20 protein-coding genes are annotated in these 22,491 nt (G+C 40.1%); 15 read left to right on the top strand and 5 right to left on the bottom strand.

Going from position 1 to position 22,491, the window contains the following annotated elements; genetic code table 11:
• Nucleotides 1–17: 17 nt before the first annotated feature.
• On the bottom strand, nucleotides 18–806 hold the full coding sequence (locus AC1M89_RS08715; RefSeq protein ID WP_481614101.1) for a crotonase/enoyl-CoA hydratase family protein: 789 nt from the start codon (nucleotides 804–806) through the stop codon (nucleotides 18–20).
• Between the two features lie 110 nt (nucleotides 807–916).
• Nucleotides 917–3,721 (bottom strand): GacS-like sensor histidine kinase, encoded by a 2,805-nt coding sequence (locus tag AC1M89_RS08720; protein ID WP_481591541.1) that lies wholly within the window; start codon nucleotides 3,719–3,721, stop codon nucleotides 917–919.
• A 151-nt stretch (nucleotides 3,722–3,872) separates the two neighbouring features.
• Here AC1M89_RS08720 and cysM point away from each other — a divergent pair, with 151 nt between their 5' ends.
• The 4 genes from cysM to AC1M89_RS08740 are packed head-to-tail and all read left to right on the top strand — an operon-like array spanning nucleotide 3,873 to nucleotide 9,368.
• Entirely contained in the window at nucleotides 3,873–4,793 is a 921-nt protein-coding gene (cysM, locus tag AC1M89_RS08725; protein ID WP_481591540.1) for a cysteine synthase CysM, read from the top strand.
• Between the two features lie 16 nt (nucleotides 4,794–4,809).
• On the top strand, nucleotides 4,810–5,631 hold the full coding sequence (locus tag AC1M89_RS08730; protein WP_481591539.1) for a 3'-5' exonuclease: 822 nt from the start codon (nucleotides 4,810–4,812) through the stop codon (nucleotides 5,629–5,631).
• A gap of 9 nt (nucleotides 5,632–5,640) precedes the next feature.
• Entirely contained in the window at nucleotides 5,641–7,008 is a 1,368-nt protein-coding gene (gene rlmD / locus AC1M89_RS08735) for a 23S rRNA (uracil(1939)-C(5))-methyltransferase RlmD (RefSeq protein WP_481591538.1), read from the top strand.
• Between the two features lie 53 nt (nucleotides 7,009–7,061).
• A complete protein-coding gene (locus AC1M89_RS08740; protein WP_035265331.1) occupies nucleotides 7,062–9,368 on the top strand; it encodes a RelA/SpoT family protein in 2,307 nt (768 codons plus the stop codon).
• Between the two features lie 55 nt (nucleotides 9,369–9,423).
• Here AC1M89_RS08740 and AC1M89_RS08745 read toward each other — a convergent pair whose 3' ends face one another.
• The gene (locus AC1M89_RS08745) at nucleotides 9,424–9,855 is read right to left on the bottom strand and encodes a hypothetical protein (RefSeq protein WP_035265332.1); all 432 of its coding nucleotides are present in this window, start codon (nucleotides 9,853–9,855) and stop codon (nucleotides 9,424–9,426) included.
• Between the two features lie 79 nt (nucleotides 9,856–9,934).
• On the bottom strand, nucleotides 9,935–10,711 hold the full coding sequence (locus tag AC1M89_RS08750) for an SDR family oxidoreductase (RefSeq protein WP_481608963.1): 777 nt from the start codon (nucleotides 10,709–10,711) through the stop codon (nucleotides 9,935–9,937).
• A 107-nt stretch (nucleotides 10,712–10,818) separates the two neighbouring features.
• On the opposite strand from AC1M89_RS08750, the gene mazG reads away from it, so the two are divergent.
• The 9 genes from mazG (at nucleotide 10,819) to yjgA (ending at nucleotide 17,497) form a co-directional block, all read left to right on the top strand.
• On the top strand, nucleotides 10,819–11,613 hold the full coding sequence (gene mazG, locus AC1M89_RS08755; RefSeq protein ID WP_481587553.1) for a nucleoside triphosphate pyrophosphohydrolase: 795 nt from the start codon (nucleotides 10,819–10,821) through the stop codon (nucleotides 11,611–11,613).
• Nucleotides 11,606–12,016: a helix-hairpin-helix domain-containing protein gene (locus AC1M89_RS08760; protein ID WP_481614102.1), complete on the top strand. Its 411-nt coding sequence runs from the start codon at nucleotides 11,606–11,608 to the stop codon at nucleotides 12,014–12,016. The genes mazG and AC1M89_RS08760 overlap by 8 nt, the downstream gene beginning before the upstream one ends.
• Before the next feature lie 153 nt (nucleotides 12,017–12,169).
• Nucleotides 12,170–13,627 carry a polynucleotide adenylyltransferase PcnB gene (pcnB, locus tag AC1M89_RS08765; protein ID WP_481588712.1) on the top strand — a complete coding sequence of 486 codons (1,458 nt, stop codon included), beginning with the start codon at nucleotides 12,170–12,172 and terminating at the stop codon, nucleotides 13,625–13,627.
• Entirely contained in the window at nucleotides 13,624–14,112 is a 489-nt protein-coding gene (gene folK / locus AC1M89_RS08770) for a 2-amino-4-hydroxy-6-hydroxymethyldihydropteridine diphosphokinase (RefSeq protein ID WP_481591534.1), read from the top strand. The genes pcnB and folK overlap by 4 nt, the downstream gene beginning before the upstream one ends.
• 40 nt (nucleotides 14,113–14,152) lie before the next feature.
• On the top strand, nucleotides 14,153–14,962 hold the full coding sequence (gene panB, locus AC1M89_RS08775) for a 3-methyl-2-oxobutanoate hydroxymethyltransferase (protein ID WP_481614103.1): 810 nt from the start codon (nucleotides 14,153–14,155) through the stop codon (nucleotides 14,960–14,962).
• Nucleotides 14,963–14,964: 2 nt separating this feature from the next.
• Nucleotides 14,965–15,804: a pantoate--beta-alanine ligase gene (gene panC / locus AC1M89_RS08780; RefSeq protein WP_481591532.1), complete on the top strand. Its 840-nt coding sequence runs from the start codon at nucleotides 14,965–14,967 to the stop codon at nucleotides 15,802–15,804.
• Between the two features lie 39 nt (nucleotides 15,805–15,843).
• Nucleotides 15,844–16,695, top strand: coding sequence for an RNase adapter RapZ (rapZ, locus tag AC1M89_RS08785; protein ID WP_035265345.1), 852 nt, complete (start codon nucleotides 15,844–15,846; stop codon nucleotides 16,693–16,695).
• Nucleotides 16,692–16,961: an HPr family phosphocarrier protein gene (locus AC1M89_RS08790; protein WP_035265349.1), complete on the top strand. Its 270-nt coding sequence runs from the start codon at nucleotides 16,692–16,694 to the stop codon at nucleotides 16,959–16,961. Before rapZ ends, AC1M89_RS08790 begins: the two co-directional genes overlap by 4 nt.
• A gap of 2 nt (nucleotides 16,962–16,963) precedes the next feature.
• Nucleotides 16,964–17,497, top strand: a complete 534-nt coding sequence (gene yjgA, locus AC1M89_RS08795) for a ribosome biogenesis factor YjgA (protein ID WP_035265351.1) — start codon at nucleotides 16,964–16,966, stop codon at nucleotides 17,495–17,497.
• Nucleotides 17,498–17,554: 57 nt separating this feature from the next.
• Here yjgA and AC1M89_RS08800 read toward each other — a convergent pair whose 3' ends face one another.
• The gene (locus AC1M89_RS08800; protein WP_481614104.1) at nucleotides 17,555–19,195 is read right to left on the bottom strand and encodes an acyl-CoA synthetase; all 1,641 of its coding nucleotides are present in this window, start codon (nucleotides 19,193–19,195) and stop codon (nucleotides 17,555–17,557) included.
• 264 nt (nucleotides 19,196–19,459) lie between these two features.
• Between AC1M89_RS08800 and AC1M89_RS08805 the strand changes: the two genes are divergently transcribed.
• The gene (locus AC1M89_RS08805; RefSeq protein ID WP_481614105.1) at nucleotides 19,460–21,202 is read left to right on the top strand and encodes a neutral/alkaline non-lysosomal ceramidase N-terminal domain-containing protein; all 1,743 of its coding nucleotides are present in this window, start codon (nucleotides 19,460–19,462) and stop codon (nucleotides 21,200–21,202) included.
• Nucleotides 21,199–22,488, top strand: coding sequence for a D-arabinono-1,4-lactone oxidase (locus AC1M89_RS08810; RefSeq protein ID WP_481614106.1), 1,290 nt, complete (start codon nucleotides 21,199–21,201; stop codon nucleotides 22,486–22,488). Before AC1M89_RS08805 ends, AC1M89_RS08810 begins: the two co-directional genes overlap by 4 nt.
• Nucleotides 22,489–22,491: the final 3 nt, after the last annotated feature.

Consider the following 22,491-nt stretch of genomic DNA (forward strand, 5'->3'; position numbering starts at 1 on the left):
TAAGTTTGAAAACCAATTTATTTGAATTGACGTGGTAGAAATTCCAAATCTGGATTTTTATCTTTTTTACGCGCAATTTGACTGTTTTTGCCAAGGAGTAATTTGAGTTGCCAAATTTTCTCAAGACGAAGTGATTTTTTGGGTGCGTGTTCCATCGCATCTAAGACTTGTTTTACTGCAGCTAAGGCATCAGGTGAGCGCTGCAACATTTCGTCGGCAAGCTGTTGAGCTTTTTGCATCGGCGCGTTATCAACATGTGTGATCAATCCAATTTCTTTGGCATATTGACCATCAAATACACGTGCTGTTAATGATAATTCTTTGGCTAGGTCGACTCCAATAATACCTTTGATTGAGCGTGTTAACCCCATATCTGGAACTAAGCCCCAACGGGTTTCCATAATCGACATTTGGGTGTTGGGGTGAGCAATTCGAATATCAGCCGCTAAAGCCAATTGCATACCTGCACCGAAGCAATACCCTTCAATAGCTGCAATGACTGGAACAGGGAGTTCTTGCCAGATTAAAAAAGCTTTTTGAAATAGACTTTGACCAGGCTTAATGAGTTCCCATGCGGCATAAGCACGATTTTGTGGATTATTCAGGTCTGTTAAATCAATACCTGCACTAAATACGTTGGCTTCACCAGTGAGAATCACACAGCGGATAGTACGATCAGATTTAATTTTTTTTGCGACTTGCACCAACTCTTTCAAAAGTTGAAAGCTCATCGCGTTACGTTTGTCGGGACGATTCAGAAAAACCGTCGCAATTCCATTATTTTTTTCTACACGTATTAAAGCCATTATTGTGACTCGAGTTTATTGTTCCTTGTTTTAAGCATAACATGTCCAAAATAGACTGTCGTGACAGTAGAGTCATCACGTATTGCCTAATACAGTGCGTTGATCGTCTATTAATGATTCAAAATAGACTCGGCTGCTTCTTTTACTTGTCCAATCGCATGTTTTAATTCATCCAGTCGTTTCATCACATTTTCAATAAATTGCTCATCTGCTTTTCTACGCTCTTTACGCAGCGTTGAAACGAACTGTTCAAATTCACCTGTGATGCTTTGTAAATTCGGAGTGCCGACGTAGCGTGTTGCCCCATACAAACGGTGTAATACATGTTCGAGCTGCGGATAATCTTCAAGTTCGATGAGTTGTTCTATTTCAGCAAGTTCATTCGGGAAGCTGTCCACCAGCATCTTCAATAAATCTTGTGCTAAGTCTTCTTTATTCGCTGCCAATTGAACGCACTGTTTCCAATCTAAAACCTGATGATCTAAGGTTTCGATACGTAAAGTTTTTTCTTGGGATTTAATTGGATGAATAAACTTATCACTGCTCCAATGGGTCAGAATTTGAATAATCTGATCCATTTGGATTGGTTTGGTGACATAGTCATCCATGCCAACTTTAAGCAACTTTTGTTTCTCATCTGCTAAAGCATGTGCTGTGAGTGCAATGATTGGTGTGTGACGTCCCTCGATGGTGGATTCTAACGATCTGATCGCACGAGTCGTATCGATGCCAGACATCACTGGCATTTGAATGTCCATAAATATCAGATCAAACGGCTTTTCATCATTTTGAATCTGTTGTTGTAAAATTTGTAGTGCCTCTTGTCCACTTTGCGCTTTAGTTGTTTGAACATTAATTTCGCCGAGCAAAGCTTCTAAAACGATTAAGTTTGGTAGATGATCGTCTACTGCAAGTACATGTAAATTAAGGGCTTTAAAGTTATCATGAGGTTCAACTTCAAATATTGGCTGATTTTCCAAGAGCTGAATTAATGATGAGCGGCTCAGAGGTTGATACAGTGGCCTCGCTTTGTATTCATTCAACATGTTGAGGTCGAGCGCCATCTGATAGCCATATACGGCTAAGTGACCTTGATAACGTCCGCGAATCTCTTTTAATAAAGCCTCTGGATCACCACTGTGATCTACAATCAACCACGTATTTTCAGGTTGATGTGTCAAACCGTTTAGACGGCTGAATAAATCTAGAATGGATTGAGCTTCTGTGTGTTCAACACCATAATTTTCTAAATAATGACGTAAAACATTCGCAGTTGCAGGGTGGGCTAAATAGGAGATGACACGCATGTCATGGAATTGCGGATGAATAATTTCATATTCATCAACCGCAAATTTCGCAGTAAACCAGAATGTTGAACCCTTTTCAGTTGGGGCGCGTTCTTGGTTATCTTCAAAGCCAATTTGGCCATGCATCAGATTAACCAATTGTTTTGAGATTGCTAACCCTAAACCTGTGCCACCAAATTGACGAGTAACGGAAGCATCGCCTTGAGAAAATGATTCAAATAACCGTTTACGATCTGTACCACTTAATCCAATACCACTATCTTGAACACTGAAATGCAATAGGCAATGTTCTAGATCGTCATGCTCCATGCGAACACGTACAATAATTTCACCATCAGGAGTGAATTTGATGGCATTTGAAATCAGGTTAGTCAAAATCTGTTTACAACGTAAAGCATCGCCAATCACATACTTTGGAATGTTATCGGCATAGTAGAAGGCCATGTCGATATTTTTTTGGGCGGCTAATGGCGACAACATGTCCATAACATCGAAGATCGCTTCTTCTAAATCAAATGATGCGGTTTCTAATTCAAGTTTACCGGCATCAATTTTTGAAAAGTCTAAGACATCATTGATCAGTGCTAAAAGATGTGCAGAGGATTTGCGAATCGTTTGCAAATACAGGCTTTGATCATTGCTGAGATTCTCTTGGCGCAATAACAAGTGAATAAAACCATCGATACTATTCAGCGGGGTACGCAATTCATGACTGATATTGGCAAGAAAAACAGATTTTGCCTGATTGGATGAGATGGCCTGATCGCGTGCTTGTTTATAAGTAATATTTTGCACTTCAAGTGTATCAAGCGTACGTCTTAAATCGTCTTCGGTCTGCTCGGTATGTTCCTTCAGCTCTAAAAAGCTGAAATGTAGACGCTTCACGACATTCGCAATATCACGTTGGAGTAACCTTAACTCGCCAGTACTATTGATGACCATGTGTTGGTCGAGTGTGTCTGCATTGAGTCGCTGTAATTGCATACGTATTTCGTACATAGGCGCAATCCAACGTCGTGAATAAAAGTTCAAGCACAGTAATAAGAGTAAAAGTGTCAACAAACCCGTCGTGATCAGTACAATGAAAACACGATATTGAGAAATGGCTAGAGGTTGATTATCTAGCTCGATAACAAGCCATTTTTTACTTTGATCAGGCGTATTTAATGCTAAGCCATAAATATGATTATGTTGATCTTTAATCGGACCAAATGTTTGTACATTGGTCGGGAAGCTAGGCCAAGGTTTTTCATTGCGATAGCCTAACCCAAAATATGGTTTTTGTTGTTGGTCTAGGACTGCGACACTGAGTAAATATTTTTCATTAAACATCTTTTGTAAGATGCTTTTAGCGCGGTCTTGTTGCGCTTGTGAGGGATTGTTTTCTAGCGCAATAAGTAGGTTTTCTGTCGTGTATTTATAACGACTTAAAATTGCATTTGCGGCAAAGCGTTGTTCTGATTTTGCAGAATTGGAGGTTTCTGTGAGCACCAGTGCAGAGCCGACGCTTGCCAGTACTGCAATGGGGACAAAAATAAGGGCAATCAATTGCCCATAAGCATGGTTTAGTTTTAAGCGATTGAAGATTTTTTTATTCAAATTCGACATGTGCAGAGTGACTCATTCCCCATGTTAGGAATATTAGCACGCTTTAAAAAAATGATGGTGCTTTAATCACCCTCATTAAAAAGCCTTTGAAATTGATGCAGTGAGATACTTTTTTTCATACAATACCTGCACCTCAATATAGGTGCAAATAATGAGTAATACACAAGTAGATTTTCAATCAGACGATTTTTTATTAGACCACTATGTGGGTAAAACCCCATTGGTTAGGTTACAGCGTCTGGCAAGTCATACTCAAGCGACTGTATTGGCAAAACTGGAAGGTAATAATCCAGCGGGCTCTGTCAAAGATCGCCCAGCATATAACATGATCATGCAAGCTGAAAAACGTGGTGACATTAAGCCAGGTGATACGCTGATCGAAGCGACTAGCGGTAACACAGGTATTGCATTAGCCATGGTTGCGGCAATGCGTGGCTATAAAATGAAATTGATTATGCCTGCAAGCTCTAGTCAAGAGCGCAAAGATGCAATGCGTGCGTATGGTGCTGAGCTTATTGAATCCGAGAATATGGAAGAAGCTCGTGATATCGCATTGCAAATGGAAAAAGATGGTCTAGGTTTAGTACTCAATCAATTTGGTAATCCAGACAATGTCCAAGCACACTATTTGACAACTGGTCCAGAAATTTGGCAACAAACTGGCGGTAAAATTACGCATTTTGTAAGTTCGATGGGAACAACGGGAACCATCATGGGGATTTCAAAATACCTCAAAGAACAAAATCCAAATATTCAAATTATTGGTCTACAGCCATCTGAAGGGTCGAATATTGCAGGTATTCGCCGTTGGCCTCAAGAATATTTACCGACGATTTTTGATGCTTCTCGTGTTGATCAAATTATGGATATTCCACAAGTTGAAGCTGAAAAAATGGCTCGACAATTGGCACGTAAGGAAGGAATTAGTGCTGGTACTTCTTCTGGTGGTGCAGTTTGGGCATCAATAAAAATCGCTGAACAACATCCTAGTGCTGTGATTGCATGTATCGTGTGTGATCGTGGTGATCGTTATCTCTCTACGGGGTTATTCTCTGTAGAAGATGAACAATAAATTCGAGTAAATCTATATGCGCTTACCTGTTTTAGTGTTTGATATTGAAACATTGACCGATCTTAAATCAGGAGCGCATCTATATGGCTTAGATTTACCAGAAGATAGTATTGAACAAGCGCTGAGTAAGTTAAGACGTCAAGAAGCGGGCACTGACTTTCAGCGACTTGCTTTACATGAAATTGTCTGTATTTCAGGACTATGGATTGATGAAAAGGCAGGAATGAAATTATTTTCATTCAGTCGTGAACATTATTCAGAACCTGAAATTTTACAAAAATTTCTATCAATTTTTGATAAACGTAATCCGACTTTAGTCAGTTGGAATGGCTCCCAATTTGATCTGCCTGTTATTATGTATAGAGCAATGTATCATGGGTTGTCTGCGCCAAGTCTGTTTGATCAAGGCGAAATTGATACGCAAAAGCGCTATAATAACTACCAGAATCGTTACCATCATCGTCATATTGATTTGATGGATTTTATGGCAATGTTTAATGCGCGTCACTTCCAAAAACTGGATGATGTCGCCTATATGCTCGGTTACCCGGGTAAGCGCGGAACACCAGGTTATTTTATCCCTGAATATGTTCGTAACAATAATTGGATAGAATTAACCAGTTATTGTGAAGGGGATGTTTTAAACACATGGTTAGTCTATCTGCGCTATGTATTGTTAAAAGGACAGATTTTGCCTGAAGATCATCGTCTGTGGATTCAAGCGACGATTCATTATCTTCAAGGTCAACCCCAGCAAACAGAATTTTTGCGTATTTGGCAAGAATCTGCTGAAAAAACTGACTTCACCGCTTCGGATTTTAAATCAACTCAACATTAGGTTATCTCTTTGAAACAACGTGCCGCACATCGCTCATCTCAACTTCCTCGTTATACATTTACAGTTGAGAGACTTTCACATGAAGGGCGAGGGATCGCACATTTTCAAGGACAGGAACATCCTCAAGACAAATTGGGTAAAAAGATTTTTATTCGTTTTGCACTGCCAGGAGAAACAGTAGAAGCTCAAATTACCCATCAGGCAAAAAAATTAGAAGAAGCTGATTGTGTGCAGTTGATTGGGGCGCCGAGTCCAATTCGTACACAGCCAGTTTGTCCACATTTTGGAAAATGTGGAGGCTGTAATATGCAGCACATAAAATTAGATGAACAAATTCGTTTAAAACAATCAGTTTTAGAGTCGCATCTCACCCACTTTGCAGGTGCTCTTCCAGAGTCGTGGCTAGAACCATTGCGTTCGACACGTGAAGATTATCGTCACAAGGCGCGTATTGGCGTTCGCTACATTGCTAAAAAAAATAAACTAGTCATGGGTTTTCGTGAGGTTCAATCTAATCAGCTTACAGAAATTAAAACCTGCAAAATTTTAGATGCAGAGCTAGATGCTGCGTTACCTCACCTCAAGGTACTCCTTGAAAATCTAAAAGCAAAAGCAGATATAGGTCATATCGAATTGGCGAAAGGAGATCAAGAGGTTGCACTTTTGATACGTCATACCAACAAATTACTGCAAAATGATGTCAACCAACTGCGTGAATTTGCGTTAGAAAGATCATGGCAGCTTTATTTGCAACCAGCTGGTGTAAGTAGTGTTCATCGTGCGGATGGTGACCTATCTGAGCGATTACATTACTCACTACCGGATTTTAACGTGACGTTTGGTTTTAAACCGACTGACTTTACTCAGGTTAACCCCACCATTAATCCACAAATGGTGAAGCTGGCATGTGAATTGCTTGACCTGAGCGGAAATGAGCGTGTTCTTGATTTATTCTGTGGTCTAGGGAATTTCTCATTGCCACTTGCACGTTCTGTAACACGGGGTGAGGTCGTCGCGGTGGAGGGAAGTGAGGAAATGGTGATGCGTGGGACAGAAAATGCACTGAAAAACGGCATCACAAACGTAAAATTTTATGCTCAGGATTTAACGCAAGATTTTTCGCAACATTCTTGGGCAAATCAAGGGTTCGATGCACTCTTAATAGACCCACCACGCGCTGGAGCTGAAGAAATTATGCACTATGTGCCAAATTTTGGTGCAAAAAAAATCGTCTATGTTTCCTGTAATCCTGCTACATTAGCACGTGATACAGGGATTTTAGTACAACATGGTTATCAGTTGAAGAAAGCTGGTGTGATGGATATGTTCAGTCATACAGGCCATGTTGAATCTATTGCTTTATTTGAAAAAAGCTAGTGCTAAGTGTTGATTTAATAAAATGAAGATTAGATTTAAAAAAGGAGAAGGGTATGGTCACAGTACGTGAGCAGTTACCTGGACGACTGACTGAGTTGTCTGAGGAAACGACTGTAGAACATGCCGCTGAAGCGCAACTTGGTTTAGCAACTTGGCTAGACCGTGCGCGGATTATTTTAGACGGTGCAGAACTTAAAAAATTAGAAGAAGTCGCTCTTAGTGTTTTAAAAAAAGAACTGACTTCTGATCACCATCATAAAACCAATACCTTCGCGACTGGCTTAGGTATGGCAGATATTTTGGCTCACCTACATGTTGATGAAGATACTTTGTCAGCAGCGATGCTTTATCGTAGTGTGCGTGAGGGCATGACGTCGCTTGAGGAGATTCGTAAAAGCTTTGGTGAAAGTGTCTACAATTTGGTGAAAGGCACTTTGGCAATGGGTAAGTTGTCAGAGCTGATCGAAAAAAATAAACGTTTAGAAGATCACTTCAATAATAATCAGCGTGAACATTTAACTGGGATTTACAAGATGTTGATCTCAGTAACAGAGGATGTTCGCGTTGTATTAATCAAGTTGGCTGAGCGTACGCTGGCTTTGCGTGAGTTGGCAAACTCTCCAAAAGAGCGTCAAGAGCGTGTCGCACGAGAAATTTTGACCATTTACTCGCCCTTGGCGCATCGTCTTGGTATCGCGCAGTTAAAATGGGAACTTGAAGATCTTGCGTTCCGTTATTTAGCACCAGAGCGCTATAAAGAAATTGCATCTTTACTCAATGAAAAACGCTTAGAGCGCGAACAATATATTCAATTCGTGGTCGATAAGCTGAAAAGTGAGTTATTGAAGCATGGCATTGAGGCTGAAATCTCAGGTCGTGTGAAACACATTTATTCGATTTATCGAAAAATGAAAAGTAAGAACTTAAGTTTCGATCAGCTATATGACATTCGAGCTGTTCGTGTACTGGTTCAGAATGTATCTGAGTGTTATCACGCTTTGGGGATCGTACATCAAATCTGGCGTCATATTCCCCATCAGTTTGATGATTACATCACTAACCCAAAAGCCAATGGCTACCGTTCTTTACATACTGCAGTGATTGCTGAAAATAAATCTTTAGAGATACAAATCAGAACCACTGAAATGCATGAAGAAGCTGAGTTAGGCGTTTGTTCTCATTTCAATTATAAAGAAGGTGCGAAAACTACAGATTATTCATTTAATCATCGTTTGCACTCTTTACGTTCCGTGCTTGAACATTATCAAGAACGAAATGAAGCAGGTGCGCATCCGAATGAAGACGAAACTGAAAATTTCAATCAGCTTCAAGATTTTGAAGATTTTGAAAAAATTTATGTTTTTAGTCGTGATGGTGACATTAAAGAATTACCGCGTAATTCAACCGTTTTAGATTTTGCATATCATGTGCATACTGAGGTTGGTAATAAGTGTTATGCAGCACGTGTGAACCAACGTTATGTGCCACTGACTTATACATTAAAAACAGGTGAACAAGTCGAGATTCTGACCAAGAAAGATCGTGAGCCAAATCGTGATTGGTTGGTGAACTCTTTAGGTTATATCAAGACAGCACGTGCAAGAGACAAGTTGCGCCATTGGTTCAGACAGCAAGACCGTAGTAAGAACTTAGAAGTCGGTCGAGAGATTCTCACCAAGGAATTATCACGTCTTGCAATTCACCCAAAAAGTATTGATTTGAGTGATTATTGTGCTCACTTTAACGTTAAAACAGGTGAGGACATTCTTGTATCCTTGGTGAGTGGAGATATCAGTCTTCATGCATTGATTAATCAAGTCAATCGTCATATGCACTTGGATCAAGATGAGCCTGAGTTAGTGCTGAAGCCAGCATTAAATCCACGGGCGAGTCATACATTATCAGCGCATGGGATTCTGATTGACGGTTTGGATAATGTTGAACTACATATTGCACAATGTTGTCAGCCTGTTCATGGTGAGTCGATTGCTGGATATATCACACTCAATCGTGGCGTGAGTATTCATAAGGTGGCTTGTCCGGATTATGTGCGTATGATCAGCCAAGAACCTGAACGCGCTGTTGAAGCAGATTGGGAAATGCAACCGACAAGAGGACAGAGTGTCCAAATTGTGGTTGAGGCTTATGATCGTCGAGGACTGCTGAAGGATCTAACCCAAGTGATTTTTTCAGATCAGATTAATATTCGCCAAGTGAATACTATTTCGGAAGCGGATGGTATTGCCAATATGAAACTATTGATTGAGGTCAAAGGTTTGGCTCAATTGTCTCGCTTGTTGGCTCGATTGGAACAGCAACCAGGCATCATTAGCGCAAGACGTTTGGTTCAAGGAAATTAAAAAAAAGCCTGCTTTAGCAGGCTTTTTTATGACTGATCACTCAAATAGAGTTAAATCAGATTTTGCATTTTTTAGAACCTTGATAGATTCCAATATTATCGATGTTTGCTTGCGATGCAGCTTTGATCTGTTGCTGTAATGGAATATTTGCAGCATCAGAAGTATCGCTTTCACCCGCTACAGAGTTTGCAACTTGCCCCATTTTTGTTGCTTTTTCTGAGTTGCCACCGAAAGTAGATAATGCATTACCTGCCATACCCGCCCATTTGCTCAATGATTTAGCTGGCGTTTGGGTTGCAGCAGCTGCAATATTTTTATCAGCATTTTCTAAGTTACGCTTAGCATTGGCTTTTTCAACAGCTAGTGTTGCACAATCCATTGCCTTGAGTTCAGCAGTTGAGTGTTGTTTCGTTGGTAGTTCACCCGAAGCTTGAGCAAGAGTCGTTGTTAAAGCAGTAGCGATAGCTAAAGTTAAAATTTTTTTCATTATATATTCTCATTTGTAACGCATTGTTATAAATGCCCCTGTTGGGGCGAGAGAATATTACACAAATGTGACTAATTTGTCATTTCTTTTTACTTAATATTAAATTTGTCACTCTATTGATCAATTGAGGACTGAATCTTGACAGGTGATACATCAGTTCAGTTTTGATGCCAACAGTATGGTGAGTCACGGTTAAGTGATGGTTTTTTAAACGTGCGACACGGTAAATTTCCTGAGCAACGTCTTGGGCGCTGAGACTGACTCCTATATTTTGAATCGTACCCGCATCCATGCCTTTTACCATGGCAGTCTGAACAAATAATGGCATGATGTCTAATACGCGTATTCCATATTTTTGCCATTCAACATCAAGACCTTCTGTAATGCCGCGAACAGCAAATTTACTTGCTGAATAGGACACTAAATCAGCTTGACCATAGATAGCAGAAGCAGAGGACATATTGATGATACGTGCGTGGGAGGCCTGTTTTAAGAAAGGGAGCGCAGCATGACAGCCATTGAGAACGCCGTTAACATTGATATTAAATGTTCGATGATGCGATGAGATATCTGTATTTTCGAATGCCCCTGAATATAAGATGCCAGCATTATTTAATAATATATTTATTTCACCAGCCCATTCGTTGAACTCAGTTAAAGCACTTTGCCATTGGTCGTATTGGGAAACATCTAGCAAACCCGCTTTAGCATTTGGCCCTAAAGATCGAGCCAATTGTTCAGCTTGTTCGAGATTGATGTCATAAATACCGACTTTATAACCTTGCTGATAGAATAGTTTTGCGGTAGCTGCGCCAATCCCTTGAGCCGCGCCACTGATAAAAATGCTAGATGTCATCGAAAATCCTTGTTGTTTTACATCATTTTATGTTCCTAGTTGAGCATAAGATTGTTCATTGAATCAACAATATCTTTAAACTCATCATTCACTAGAGATCAACTTTCATGGAAAAACTTTTAAATATCATGCAAGAGCTTCGTGCGAAATGTCCATGGGATCAAAAACAAACGCCTGAAAGCTTGACTCGCTATGCGATTGAAGAGGCTTATGAGGTAGAAGAAGCAGTTCGATCACAAAATACAGCGCATGTAAAAGAGGAATTGGGAGATCTTCTGCTGCAAGTTGTATTTCAATCGCAAATGTATAGTGAGCAAGGAGCATTTAATTTTCATGATGTGGTGGAAACACTGTGCGACAAGTTGATTCGAAGACATCCTCATGTCTTTCAATCGGCTCAGTTTGAACAACTGAATGAACAGCAGGTGAGTGAACTTTGGCAAAAAATTAAGGCTGAAGAGAAAAAAGACAAAACTAAATCACGTTTAGATGAAATTAAAGCGGGTCCTGCCTTAGATCAAGCCGAGCAAATTCAAAAAAATGTAGCTCAGATTGGATTTGATTTCGAAAATGTTGAGCAAGCGTATGAAAAGTTAGATGAAGAGTTATCTGAATTAAGAGAAGCCCTCAACCATCAAAATTCCGACGAAATACAAGAAGAGTTTGGAGATTGTTTATTTTCTTTAATCAATGTTGGACGTAAAATCGGCATTTCAAGTGAGATGGCTCTACTTGGAACCATCCACAAATTTAAACAACGTTTTTCATACATTGAGTTGCAGGCAAAAAATAGAAATACGCCCATTGAAAATATGAGTCTCAAAGAAATGGACCAATTGTGGGATCAGGCAAAAGTGTATCTAAAGCAACATAACAATAAAATTCAGGTTCAACATGAATAGCATCATTTCTTTTCTTCTTCTGATATTTACTGCATGTGTGAGTTTAATCAGTTCGGCATATGCACAACAGTTTGATCAATCTTACTTAAAATGGAAAGCAGAGCAAGAAGCTCATGATCAACGACTTAACCGGCAAAGTGAGAACCATTATTTATCTCGACCAGCCGTAAATACATCATCAAAGCAAGCAGCTGGTGGTGTCGGGCAATCAACTAAAGTTCGTCTTAATACGGCTTCAATGGTTGAACTACAAATGATTAAAGGAGTGGGTGAGAAGAAAGCTGCTGCAATTATTGAGTATCGGCAAAAGCATGGCAGTTTTAAGTCAGTAGATGAACTTCAAAATGTCAAAGGAATAGGTCCAAAGTTTATCGAAAAGAATCGCAACCAGTTAGCCCTCTAACACATTTTTATAGAGATCAAATGGCACTAAGGGGTGTTGAAATTTAATCAATTTTGACGGTGAATCTTGGAGAATAAAATTGCCCTTTGATTGTGTTAGAGCTATGATTAGCACAATTATGATTTTACGTTCTGACGTAGGAGACAGCGTCTTTTGCAAACTTTGCACGCGTCAAAGTGCGGTTTATCCACTGCACAATTACCTTCTTCCATTTTAGATGTTATTGATTCTTTAACTAAAGCCGGCTATGAAGCTTATATCGTCGGTGGTGGTGTCCGTGATTTGATGCTTGGACTTGCGCCTAAAGATTTCGATGCTGTAACCAATGCGACACCTTCACAAATTAAAGAAGTATTTGGTCGTCGTTGCCGAATTATTGGTCGTCGTTTTGAGTTGGCTCATGTCTATTCTGGTCGTGAATTAATTGAAGTGGCCACTTTCCGAGCTCCTCCTAAAAAAGCAGTGACTTCTGCTGCAGGGATGATTCTAAGAGATAATAATTGGGGCTCAATTGAAGAAGATTTTGCTCGTCGAGATTTCTCAATCAATGCGATGTATTACCAACCGCGTAAGGGTATCGTTCTTGATTTCTGTAACGCTATTGATGATATAAAAACAAAAACATTGCGTTTATTGGGGGATCCAAAGTTACGTTTTGAAGAAGATCCAGTTCGTATGTTACGAACACTGAGATTTGCTGCGAAACTTAACTTTAAAATTGATCCTGCAATTTTAGATGTATTTACACCTGAGGCAACCTTGCTTTTACGTGATGTATCACCGCATCGTTTATATGATGAATCTCAAAAGTTATTCACAATGGGGCATTTGAATCGTGTGCTCCCGATGTTGATTGAGTTTGGAATCTGGAAGCAATTATTTGCAGATATTCCTCCTCATATTGATGCATTTATTGAACGTGCAGCGAAAAATACAGATCAGCGAATTCAAATTGGTAAAACGATCAACCCTGCATTTTTCTATGCGGTATTGTTGTGGAAACCATTCCTTGAGCGTTGTGATTTTTATATGCACAAAGGTGTTGTGGCAGCTGAAGCACGTGCTCAAGCTGGCTTAGATGTGCTGAAGCGCCAAGCGACACGCACGATTATCCCGCGTTTTGCAGAAACATTTATTCGTGAAGTTTGGGAAATGCAAACTCGTTTGTTGAACCCAAAACCTCAGCAAATTGAAGCACTCTCAGGTCATGCTCGTTTTAGAGCAGGTTTTGACTTTATGTTGCTGCGTGAAAAGTCTGGAGATCAGACGACCAATGGCATGGGTCAATGGTGGGATGCTTATCAGTTGATGTCTTTGGACGAAAAAGAGCGTGTGATTGCGCAGTACAATCGTCAACGGACTAAATCACGACGTAAAGTTGCCGTGACCGAAGATGTTGCGGAAACAAAGCCTCAGCAGATTGAACCGCTAGTTAAAGAAACGGAGTCACGTAGCCGCCGCAGTCGTAAGGCCGCTTCAGCGAATGAGCGAAGAACAGAGCAAAATGCGAGTATCGCTTTGGATAATGGTATTGCAGCTGATCATCCTATTTTGAAGCGTAAACGTGTCAAACGTGATTTAAATACAGTGGTGTTTGGTCCTATCCAATGACAGTACGAACATATATTGGACTGGGAAGTAATTTAGGTGATTCTCAGCAGTTGATGGCAGAAGCCTATACGAAACTGGCAATGCTGGGTATGGTGAAAGCATCAAGGCTTTATCATAGTCCACCTATGGGTCCTCAAGACCAACCACATTACCACAATGCGGTCGTTCGTTTAGATACGAGTCTAACGGCGCTTGAATTATTGGATGAATTACAAAAAATAGAAAATGAAGCAGGGCGGGTGCGTTTACGTCGTTGGGGTGAACGCACACTCGATTTAGATCTATTGTTATATGGTGATCAAACGATTCAAAATGATCGCTTAACTGTTCCGCATATCGGGATATTTGAGCGAGATTTTGTCATACTGCCGTTATTAGATCTGGATGTCGAATTAGAAATTCATGGACAGAAAATTCGAGAAACGAATATTGCAAAACACAGCCAATTGGATGTTTTAGCAGATTCATCTTGGATCAATATTTAAACTTTAAAATGTTCTAAGGAACTGTGTTAGAGGACATCTTATGATCAGTCTGAGCGATTTAAGACAATTCAAACAGCAAGGTCGAAAATTTTCATGTCTGACTTGTTATGACGCCAGTATGGCGAAGGCAATGGAAATTGCTGAAATAGATACCATTTTAATTGGTGATTCGCTTGGGATGACTATTCAAGGCCATGATTCAACGTTGCCTGTAAATGTGGAAGATATGGTCTATCACACCTCAGTTGTACGTCGTGGAAATAACCATGCTTTCATCTTAACTGATCTTCCTTTTATGAGTTATGCCATACTCAATGATGCATTAGTAAACTCGAAAAAAGTGATGCAAGCTGGTGCACAAATGGTCAAGCTTGAAGGTGGTGCTTGGCTTGCTGAAACGGTAGAAGTGTTGACTCGCAATGGTATTCCAGTGTGTATCCATCTTGGATTAACGCCACAATCCGTTCATGTATTTGGTGGCTATAAATTACAAGCCAAAACGCGTGAAGCTGCGGATCAACTGATTGCTGATTGTAAAGCCGTTGTTGAGGCTGGGGCTGCAGTGTTATTGCTAGAGTGTGTACCTGCACAATTGGGTCAAGAAATTACAGAACTATTTCCGCATGTACCTGTGATTGGTATTGGTGCTGGGGCACAAACCGATGGGCAAGTTCTGGTTGTTCAAGATATGCTGGGATTAAACTTCGGTCGTGTTGCACGTTTTGTACGTAATTTTATGAAAGAACAGTCTGGTGAAACAGCCATTCTTGATGCAATCAAATCGTATCATGCTGCTGTACTAGATCAATCTTTCCCTGCTAAAGAACATACGTTCCAAGTTGAGCTTTAATCATGAAAACTGAAACAACAATCCATGGTTTAACCGCATCACTTCATGCTGCTCGTCAAGCACGAAAGACTATTGGTTTTGTCCCGACCATGGGGAATCTACATCAAGGTCACTTAAATTTAGTACGTGAAGCACGTAAATTATGTGATGTGGTTGTGGTCAGTATTTTTGTGAATCCGATTCAATTTGGCCCAAATGAAGATTATGACAGTTACCCACGCACACTTGATCAAGATAGTCAGTTGTTGGCTGAAGAGGGTTGTGACATTATTTTTGCACCTTCAGTTGAGCAAATGTATGGCAGTCAACCTCGCTTAACTAACATTAGTGTCGGTCAAATCACCAATGATTTATGTGGTGCTCAACGTCCGGGGCACTTTGATGGTGTTGCGGTAGTGGTAACGAAGTTATTTAATATCGTACAACCACATTTTGCATTCTTTGGTCAAAAAGACTACCAGCAGTTGGCTGTGATTAAGACAATGGTACGTGACTTGAACATGCCGATTGAAATTATTGGTGTGCCAATTGCACGTGCTGAAGATGGTTTGGCATTAAGTTCACGTAATGGTTATCTTTCGGCTGAACATCGTCAAATTGCACCAGTGATTTATCAATCTTTAAAAACTGCTGAAACAAATTTAAAACAAGGTCAAGCGCTTACAGAGGTTCTTGCTGAGATAAAATCAACTTTAAGTAATGCTGGCTTTGTCGTGGATTATGTTGAAGCACGTAATCCAATGTTGCAGGCAGTTGAGCAATTTGACCAAGATATTGTGTTATTTGTTGCTGCGAAAATTGGCTCGACACGCTTGATCGACAATTTACAAATCAGTCATTAAAACAGGATTAAACTCGATGATGATCGTCAGGTGTGGTGCATGAAGCGAATTCTTATTGTTACAGGACAATCCGGTTCAGGGAAGTCATCTGCATTGCAGGTTCTCGAAGATTTAGGTTATTACTGTATCGATAATTTGCCGCTAGCATTACTTCCTGAGATCGTTGGAAAGTTAGATCAAGAAAATAATTTAGAACAATTGGCTTTAGGGGTTGATGTTCGGAGTACACGCGCTGATTTGCAAGAATTTGAGCAAGTTTATCAGCAACTGGAAAAACATGGTGAGGTCGAGGTGATTTATCTCACCACCAAAGATCAAGAGTTAATTGCTCGTTTTAGTGCCTCGCGTCGACCTCATCCACTGGCGAATCGTTTTAAAAGTCTGAATGAGTGCATTCAGGAAGAGAAACAATTACTGTTGCCGATTCAATTAAGAGCAACTGTACAGATTGATACATCAGATAAAAGTGTCCATGATCTTAAAGATACATTATTATCCCGCTTAGGGCAGGTAGATAACTTAATTGTTATTTTACAGTCTTTTGGATATAAGCATGGTATTCCGTTGGATGCTGATTTTATTTTTGATGTGCGGCATTTACCCAATCCACATTGGGATTTAGAGCTTAGAAAATATTCGGGTTTAGATGAGCCCATTGAAAAATTCCTGACATCATTTGACCAAGTGAATATGATGTTTGAGGATTTAAAGCAATTTTTAGAGAAGTGGTTGCCTGCCTTTGCAGAAGGGCATCGCCATTACATTACGGTTTCGATTGGATGTACAGGTGGTCAGCACCGCTCTGTATTTATTGTGGATAGACTCAAAAAGGCGCTTGAGGCACAATGGTCTATTCAGGTCTTGCATAGAGAAATGAAGCACTGGTCATGATTGACACAACTGTTGACGTAATTAACAAATTAGGATTACATGCGCGTGCGTCAGGCAAGCTCATTGAGGTCACTACCAAATTTCGAAGTTCGATTAAAATTGGTAAGGGCGATAAATTAGTCGATGCCAAAAATATTATGTCTTTGCTCATGCTCGGTGCAGGCAAAGGAACTACATTAAGACTAGTGATTGAAGGGGCAGATGAAGAGAAAGCTTTGTCTGAAGTTCAAGCATTATTCGCAGCAAAATTTTACGAGGCTGAATAATCGTGGCACGTCGATCGCAACGTTTTACTGAAGATGATTTTGAGTCTTTAGAAGGACGTGCAAGTAAAACTGAACAAAAGAAAGCTGTACAACGTATGGCTGCTTTAGGGGCTCAACTTGCTGAGTTACCCAAAAAAAAGATTGAAAGCCTTCCTGTGGAAGAGCGCTTAATTGAAGCTTTATTGGATGTTCAATTGATAACATCAGGTGAGGCTCGTCGTCGTCAATTTTTGCGTATTGGTAAATTATTACGCAATGAAGACGAGAGCATGATCTTATCTTATTTGACACCTCAACAAGGGGCGAAAAAGACAGCACAATTGCACCGCTGGGTCGATCGTATGATTGCACAAGGTGAGCCTGTTATTAAAGAATTTATGAAGACTTACAATGCTGCAGAGCATCATGCAATACGTCAGCATTTACTTCGTATTGAACGTGATATTCAAAAAAACTTAGGTGAGGATGCTGTTGCACAATCTAAGTTAAATTTGCTGAATTACGTTCAGCAAGTTGCACTTATCTCTGATCGTTAATGGTCAAAAAAAAGGTCTGATGTTTCAGACCTTTTTTATTTCTTAGATGCTTAATATTTAGAGTGCAGCACGATCTTTTGCCCAATCTCGCAACACAAACTTTTGCAGTTTACCTGTTGAAGTTTTAGGGATTTCAGTAATCACTACGTCTTTAGGTACCTTGAATCGAGCAAGATGTTGTTTGCAGTATTCAATGATTTCTTCAGGTGTAGCTTGTTGCCCTTGCTTCAATTCAATAAATGCGCATGGAACTTCTTGCCAACGTGGATCAGGTTTTGCAACAACTGCAGCTGTCAGCACGGCAGGGTGTTGATAAAGTACTTCTTCCACTTCAAGTGAAGAAATATTTTCACCACCAGAAATAATCACATTTTTCGAGCGATCTGTGATTTTGGCATAACCATCAGGCTGGCATACGGCAAGATCGCCAGTATGGAACCATCCACCAGCAAATGCTTCAGCGGTGGCTTCAGGATTCTTCAAGTACCCTTTCATGACAATGTTGCCACGGAACATAATTTCCCCCATGGTCTGACCATCATTCGGTACAGGCAGCATTGTTTCAGGATCCAATACTTTCATCCCATCTTGAAGTGGATAAGGTACACCTTGGCGTGAATGTAGTTGAGCTTGTTCTTGGATGCTTAAATCACTCCAGCCTGCTTGTGAAGCACATAGTGCTGATGGTCCATAGGTTTCAGTGAGACCATAGACGTGGGTAACATTGATTCCTAGATTTCGCATACCTTCAATAATGGCAGCTGGTGGCGCTGCACCAGCAACCATCACTTCGACTCGATGATTAATTTCGCGTTGTTGCTCTTTTGGTGTGTTGATCAACATGGACAATACAATTGGTGCACCGCAGAAGTAATCGACTTGATGATCCGCGATCAATTGATAGATCTGTGCTGGATCTACTTTTCGAAGACAAACATTTGTGCCACCGTTGGCGGCCATGGTCCAAGCGAAACACCATCCATTACAATGGAACAGAGGCAAAGTCCATAAATAGGTGGCACGGGGTGTCATACCACAAGCAATGATATTACTCGCTGCATTAATATAAGCCCCACGATGATGATAGACCACACCTTTTGGATTCCCAGTTGTGCCTGAGGTGTAGTTTAAGCTGATGGCATCCCATTCATCCTGTGGTAATTGCCACTCAAACTCAGGATTACCTTGTGAAAGCCAAGATTCATACTCAATTTTTCCAATACGGGGCGCTTGTTCATTGAATTCATATTCAGTATCTGCAACATCGATAACATAAATGTCCTGAGGAACTTGTGCTAAAGCTTCCTGTGCTAATTCTGAGAATTCAGGGTCAACTAAAAGTACTTTTGATTCAGCATGTTCAAGCATAAATGCGAGTGTTTTTGCATCTAGGCGCGTATTTAATGTATTGAGTACAGCGCCTGCCATAGGCACTGCAAAATGCGCTTCGATCATGGCTGGAATATTTGGAAGTAATACCGACACAGTATCATTTTTTTGAATACCAAGCTTTTGCAGCTGATCGGCAAATTGACGGCAACGTTTGTACTTTTCTTTCCAGCTAATCCGGCGTGTACCATGAATAATTGCATCTTGCTGAGGGTAGATATAGGCCGCACGCTCTAAATATCTGAGTGGAGAAAGGGCAACAAAATTTGCTGGCGTTCTAGGTAGTTCGTCATACGGACTTAAATTCATTTTAGTATCCATCTTCATTTTTATAATCCTGAGTAAAAGATAAGCAAAAAATAAACGGAATACATTTATCCTTTAGTCGAGCAAACGTGACATTTTGTCAATTAGGCGAAATTTCATATTTTTTAACTTCATTTTATTGCGATTTATTCGTGAAGTTGGTGATATTTATTTGTGCTGAATAATGTAATTGATCGAGAAATAGGGTAAATTTTAAACAGATTTTAAGTTTCAAAATCGAATAATAAAAGCAAAAGGATTTTGCATATGTATATTGTTGGGTGGGGGAAAGATGAAATTAACATCGAACCCAAAGGCTATGCCATGTTTGGCTATGGGATGTGGCATCACCGTGCCTATAAAAAAAGAACTGCGCTGTATGCGAGAACAGTGACCATTCAAAAAGATCAAGATGCCCCATTGATATTATGTTGTCTAGATTTTGGCTGTATTACTTCAGCAATTCGAATCAATGTAATCCAACGCTTGAATGAAACGTTGAGGGATTGTTTCGATCCGCATCGTTTGGTTCTAATGGCAACGCATACCCATTCAGGTCCAGGCGGTTGTGGTTATGAAGCTCTTTATAATATGCCGACACCAGGATTTGTGCCTGAGCACCTTGATGCAGTTGTGGATGCTGTGCAATCCAGTATTCAACAGGCATTATCCAATCGCGATTTTACAGAGATTCGATTAGCGACAATTGACATTCCTGAGCAAGTCCCTGTGGCATGGAATCGCTCGATAAAAGCGTATAATCGAAATCTCGATACTGCATTCGTCGATGAATCTGAAACTTACAAAGCAATCAATCGACAAATGCAAGTCCTTGGCTTTTATCGTGGGGAAAAGCTTCATTCTCTGTTGTCACTGTTTGGTGTGCATGCGACATGTTTGGGCAATCAATTAGACGCTCATGATGGTGATAATAAAGGCTATGCCGCAACACTTTCGGAAGAGACCTTAAGTGCTGCTGGGGTGGATGGACCAGTTTGTATATTTGCGCAAGCAACAGCAGGCGATGTGTCACCACACTTCCATGGAAAGAATCAGACTAAGATCAGAAAAAAGATAAAAGGAGAAGCAGAATACATCTATGCGAGAAACAATGGTCGTATACAGAGTGAGTATGCTTTAGCCGCTTTACTTCAGAAACAGAATCAAAACATCCAATATCAAGATTTGGATGCAGTACTCGAGTATGTGGATATGGCAAATACTGTGGCTGATCCAGAGTTTTCAGGTGGATATAGCAATGCGATAACAAGCCAAGCTTGTCATGGGACAGCATTTATTGCGGGCACACCAGTCGATGGTGTGGGTGCTGCAAAGCCATTGATCATGGCTATGAATTTACTTTCAAAACAATTCAAACGAAGTAAATTGAATTCAAAAGATCCAGTGGAAAGTGCTTATTATCAGAAGCTTTATCATGCTCAAGGACCCAAAAATATTATTTTTGAATCGGGTCAGCATCGGATATTAGGAAAAAAATTAGGTTCACTTCCTGGTGTTTTAGATCCACTCATTGCTGAAATGAATGCTCAAGTTCACGCCGGCGCAATTCAAGAAAGCGATTTAGTGCCACATATTGTGCCAATTCAGCTCATTCGAATCGGTCAACTTTTTTTGGTATGTGTTCCCGGAGAGTTTACAACAACTTCAGGTAAGCGCGTATTAAATACCATTCAGAAAAGTGTATTACCGACATTTCCTAACGCAAAAATTTGGTTTGCATCTTATTGTAATGACTATATGGGCTATGTCACGACATTCGAAGAATATCAAGAACAAGCCTATGAAGGTGGACACACTTTATTTGGTCAATGGACTTTGGCAGCTTTTCAAACCTATTTTAAACATTTGGCTAAACAGATTTGTTTGCCACCTGAACAACGTCAATTATCAAATTGCGTACCTAAAGCAGTACCTCAAAAAGAATTAGAGAAAAGAACCAATCGGGGAAATGTTCAAACCGCCGTTGCACAAAAGGAGTTGGCAACATGAGTAATCTGACACATCATTATTGGTCTAACTGGTCGGGATATTGCCACTCAAACCCGCAACATATCTTATATCCAGACCAATTACATGAATTACAGGATATTGTGATTCAACATCCTAAAGTTCGTGTGGTTGGTGCAGGGCACTCATTTACTCCGTTGGTAAAAACGGATGCGTCTATTATTTCTTTAGACCGATTTTCAAGTGTCTTAAATGCTGATCAGGCTAAATGCCAAGCGACGTTATGGGCAGGTACTCGACTATTCAATTTAGGCCAGCATCTTGCGCCTTATGAGCAGTCGCTTATGAATCAGGGTGATATTGATCAACAAAGTTTAGCTGGTGCTGTATCTACAGGAACACACGGGACAGGTGCAGCGCTATATTCTATTTCAGGCTATGTAGAAGATTTTGAGCTATTACAGGCAAATGGGGATTTAATCCAATGCTCAAAGACGGAGAACCCTGAAATTTTTCAGGCAGGTAGAGTATCGTTGGGATCGCTCGGGATATTAACGAAAATAACCATGCAAAACCGCCCTAGATATAAATTGAAAGAGAAAATTCATTTAGCCCCTGTAGAAGAAAGCCTTGATCAATTTCTCCAATTGATGCACCAACATCGGCATTTGGAGTATTTTATTTTCCCTTTTACAGATCAGTTAATTTTTAAAACACTTGATGTTATAGAGGGTGAGGTGAAGCCAAGAGAAACTTCTTGGCCATCTGAGGATCAACTTTTAACATGGTGTTGTGAAATTTCTAAAAAAGCCCCTTTTTTGACGAAATATCTTCAAAAATTAGTCGGTGTTTTTGTGAAGCCAACAGAATTCATTGATTGGTCGGGTGATATTTTTGCAACACCTCGGAATACCAAATTCAATGAAATGGAATATCAAATTCCAATTGAGAATGGTATTCAATGCATCAAAGAAGTGATTGCAACGTTTAGAAAATATCAAATAAATTCTTTTTTCCCTATCGAATTCCGCGTGGTCAAAGGGGACGATATTTGGCTAAGTCCTTTCTATCAGCAAGACAGTATTTCGATTTCAATCCATCAATATTATAAGCAGTCACCTCAAAAAGTATTTGATCTTATTGAGCCGATTTTTCAAAAAAATCGAGGCCGTCCACACTGGGCTAAGATGCATCAACTGTCTCACCAAGAGATGCGAGCTCTTTATCCGAAATGGAATGAATTTATGCAAATCAGAGAAGCGCTCGATCCCCATCGAAAGTTTCTCAATCCCTATCTTGAAAAACTATTACTTGGGCAACAAGGATGAGAG

This window comes from Acinetobacter sp. ANC_7635 (assembly GCF_056779945.1).

Coding starts and splice junctions, on each gene's coding strand:
- AC1M89_RS08750 (WP_481608963.1), bottom strand. CDS start 10,711: ATGACATCTAGCATTTTTATCAGTGGCGCGGCTCAAGGGATTGGCGCA.
- rapZ (WP_035265345.1), top strand. CDS start 15,844: ATGAAGCGAATTCTTATTGTTACAGGACAATCCGGTTCAGGGAAGTCA.
- panB (WP_481614103.1), top strand. CDS start 14,153: ATGATCAGTCTGAGCGATTTAAGACAATTCAAACAGCAAGGTCGAAAA.
- AC1M89_RS08790 (WP_035265349.1), top strand. CDS start 16,692: ATGATTGACACAACTGTTGACGTAATTAACAAATTAGGATTACATGCG.
- AC1M89_RS08745 (WP_035265332.1), bottom strand. CDS start 9,855: ATGAAAAAAATTTTAACTTTAGCTATCGCTACTGCTTTAACAACGACT.
- mazG (WP_481587553.1), top strand. CDS start 10,819: ATGGAAAAACTTTTAAATATCATGCAAGAGCTTCGTGCGAAATGTCCA.
- AC1M89_RS08810 (WP_481614106.1), top strand. CDS start 21,199: ATGAGTAATCTGACACATCATTATTGGTCTAACTGGTCGGGATATTGC.
- AC1M89_RS08715 (WP_481614101.1), bottom strand. CDS start 806: ATGGCTTTAATACGTGTAGAAAAAAATAATGGAATTGCGACGGTTTTT.
- panC (WP_481591532.1), top strand. CDS start 14,965: ATGAAAACTGAAACAACAATCCATGGTTTAACCGCATCACTTCATGCT.
- AC1M89_RS08805 (WP_481614105.1), top strand. CDS start 19,460: ATGTATATTGTTGGGTGGGGGAAAGATGAAATTAACATCGAACCCAAA.
- AC1M89_RS08720 (WP_481591541.1), bottom strand. CDS start 3,721: ATGTCGAATTTGAATAAAAAAATCTTCAATCGCTTAAAACTAAACCAT.
- AC1M89_RS08730 (WP_481591539.1), top strand. CDS start 4,810: ATGCGCTTACCTGTTTTAGTGTTTGATATTGAAACATTGACCGATCTT.
- folK (WP_481591534.1), top strand. CDS start 13,624: ATGACAGTACGAACATATATTGGACTGGGAAGTAATTTAGGTGATTCT.
- AC1M89_RS08740 (WP_035265331.1), top strand. CDS start 7,062: ATGGTCACAGTACGTGAGCAGTTACCTGGACGACTGACTGAGTTGTCT.
- AC1M89_RS08800 (WP_481614104.1), bottom strand. CDS start 19,195: ATGAATTTAAGTCCGTATGACGAACTACCTAGAACGCCAGCAAATTTT.
- cysM (WP_481591540.1), top strand. CDS start 3,873: ATGAGTAATACACAAGTAGATTTTCAATCAGACGATTTTTTATTAGAC.
- AC1M89_RS08760 (WP_481614102.1), top strand. CDS start 11,606: ATGAATAGCATCATTTCTTTTCTTCTTCTGATATTTACTGCATGTGTG.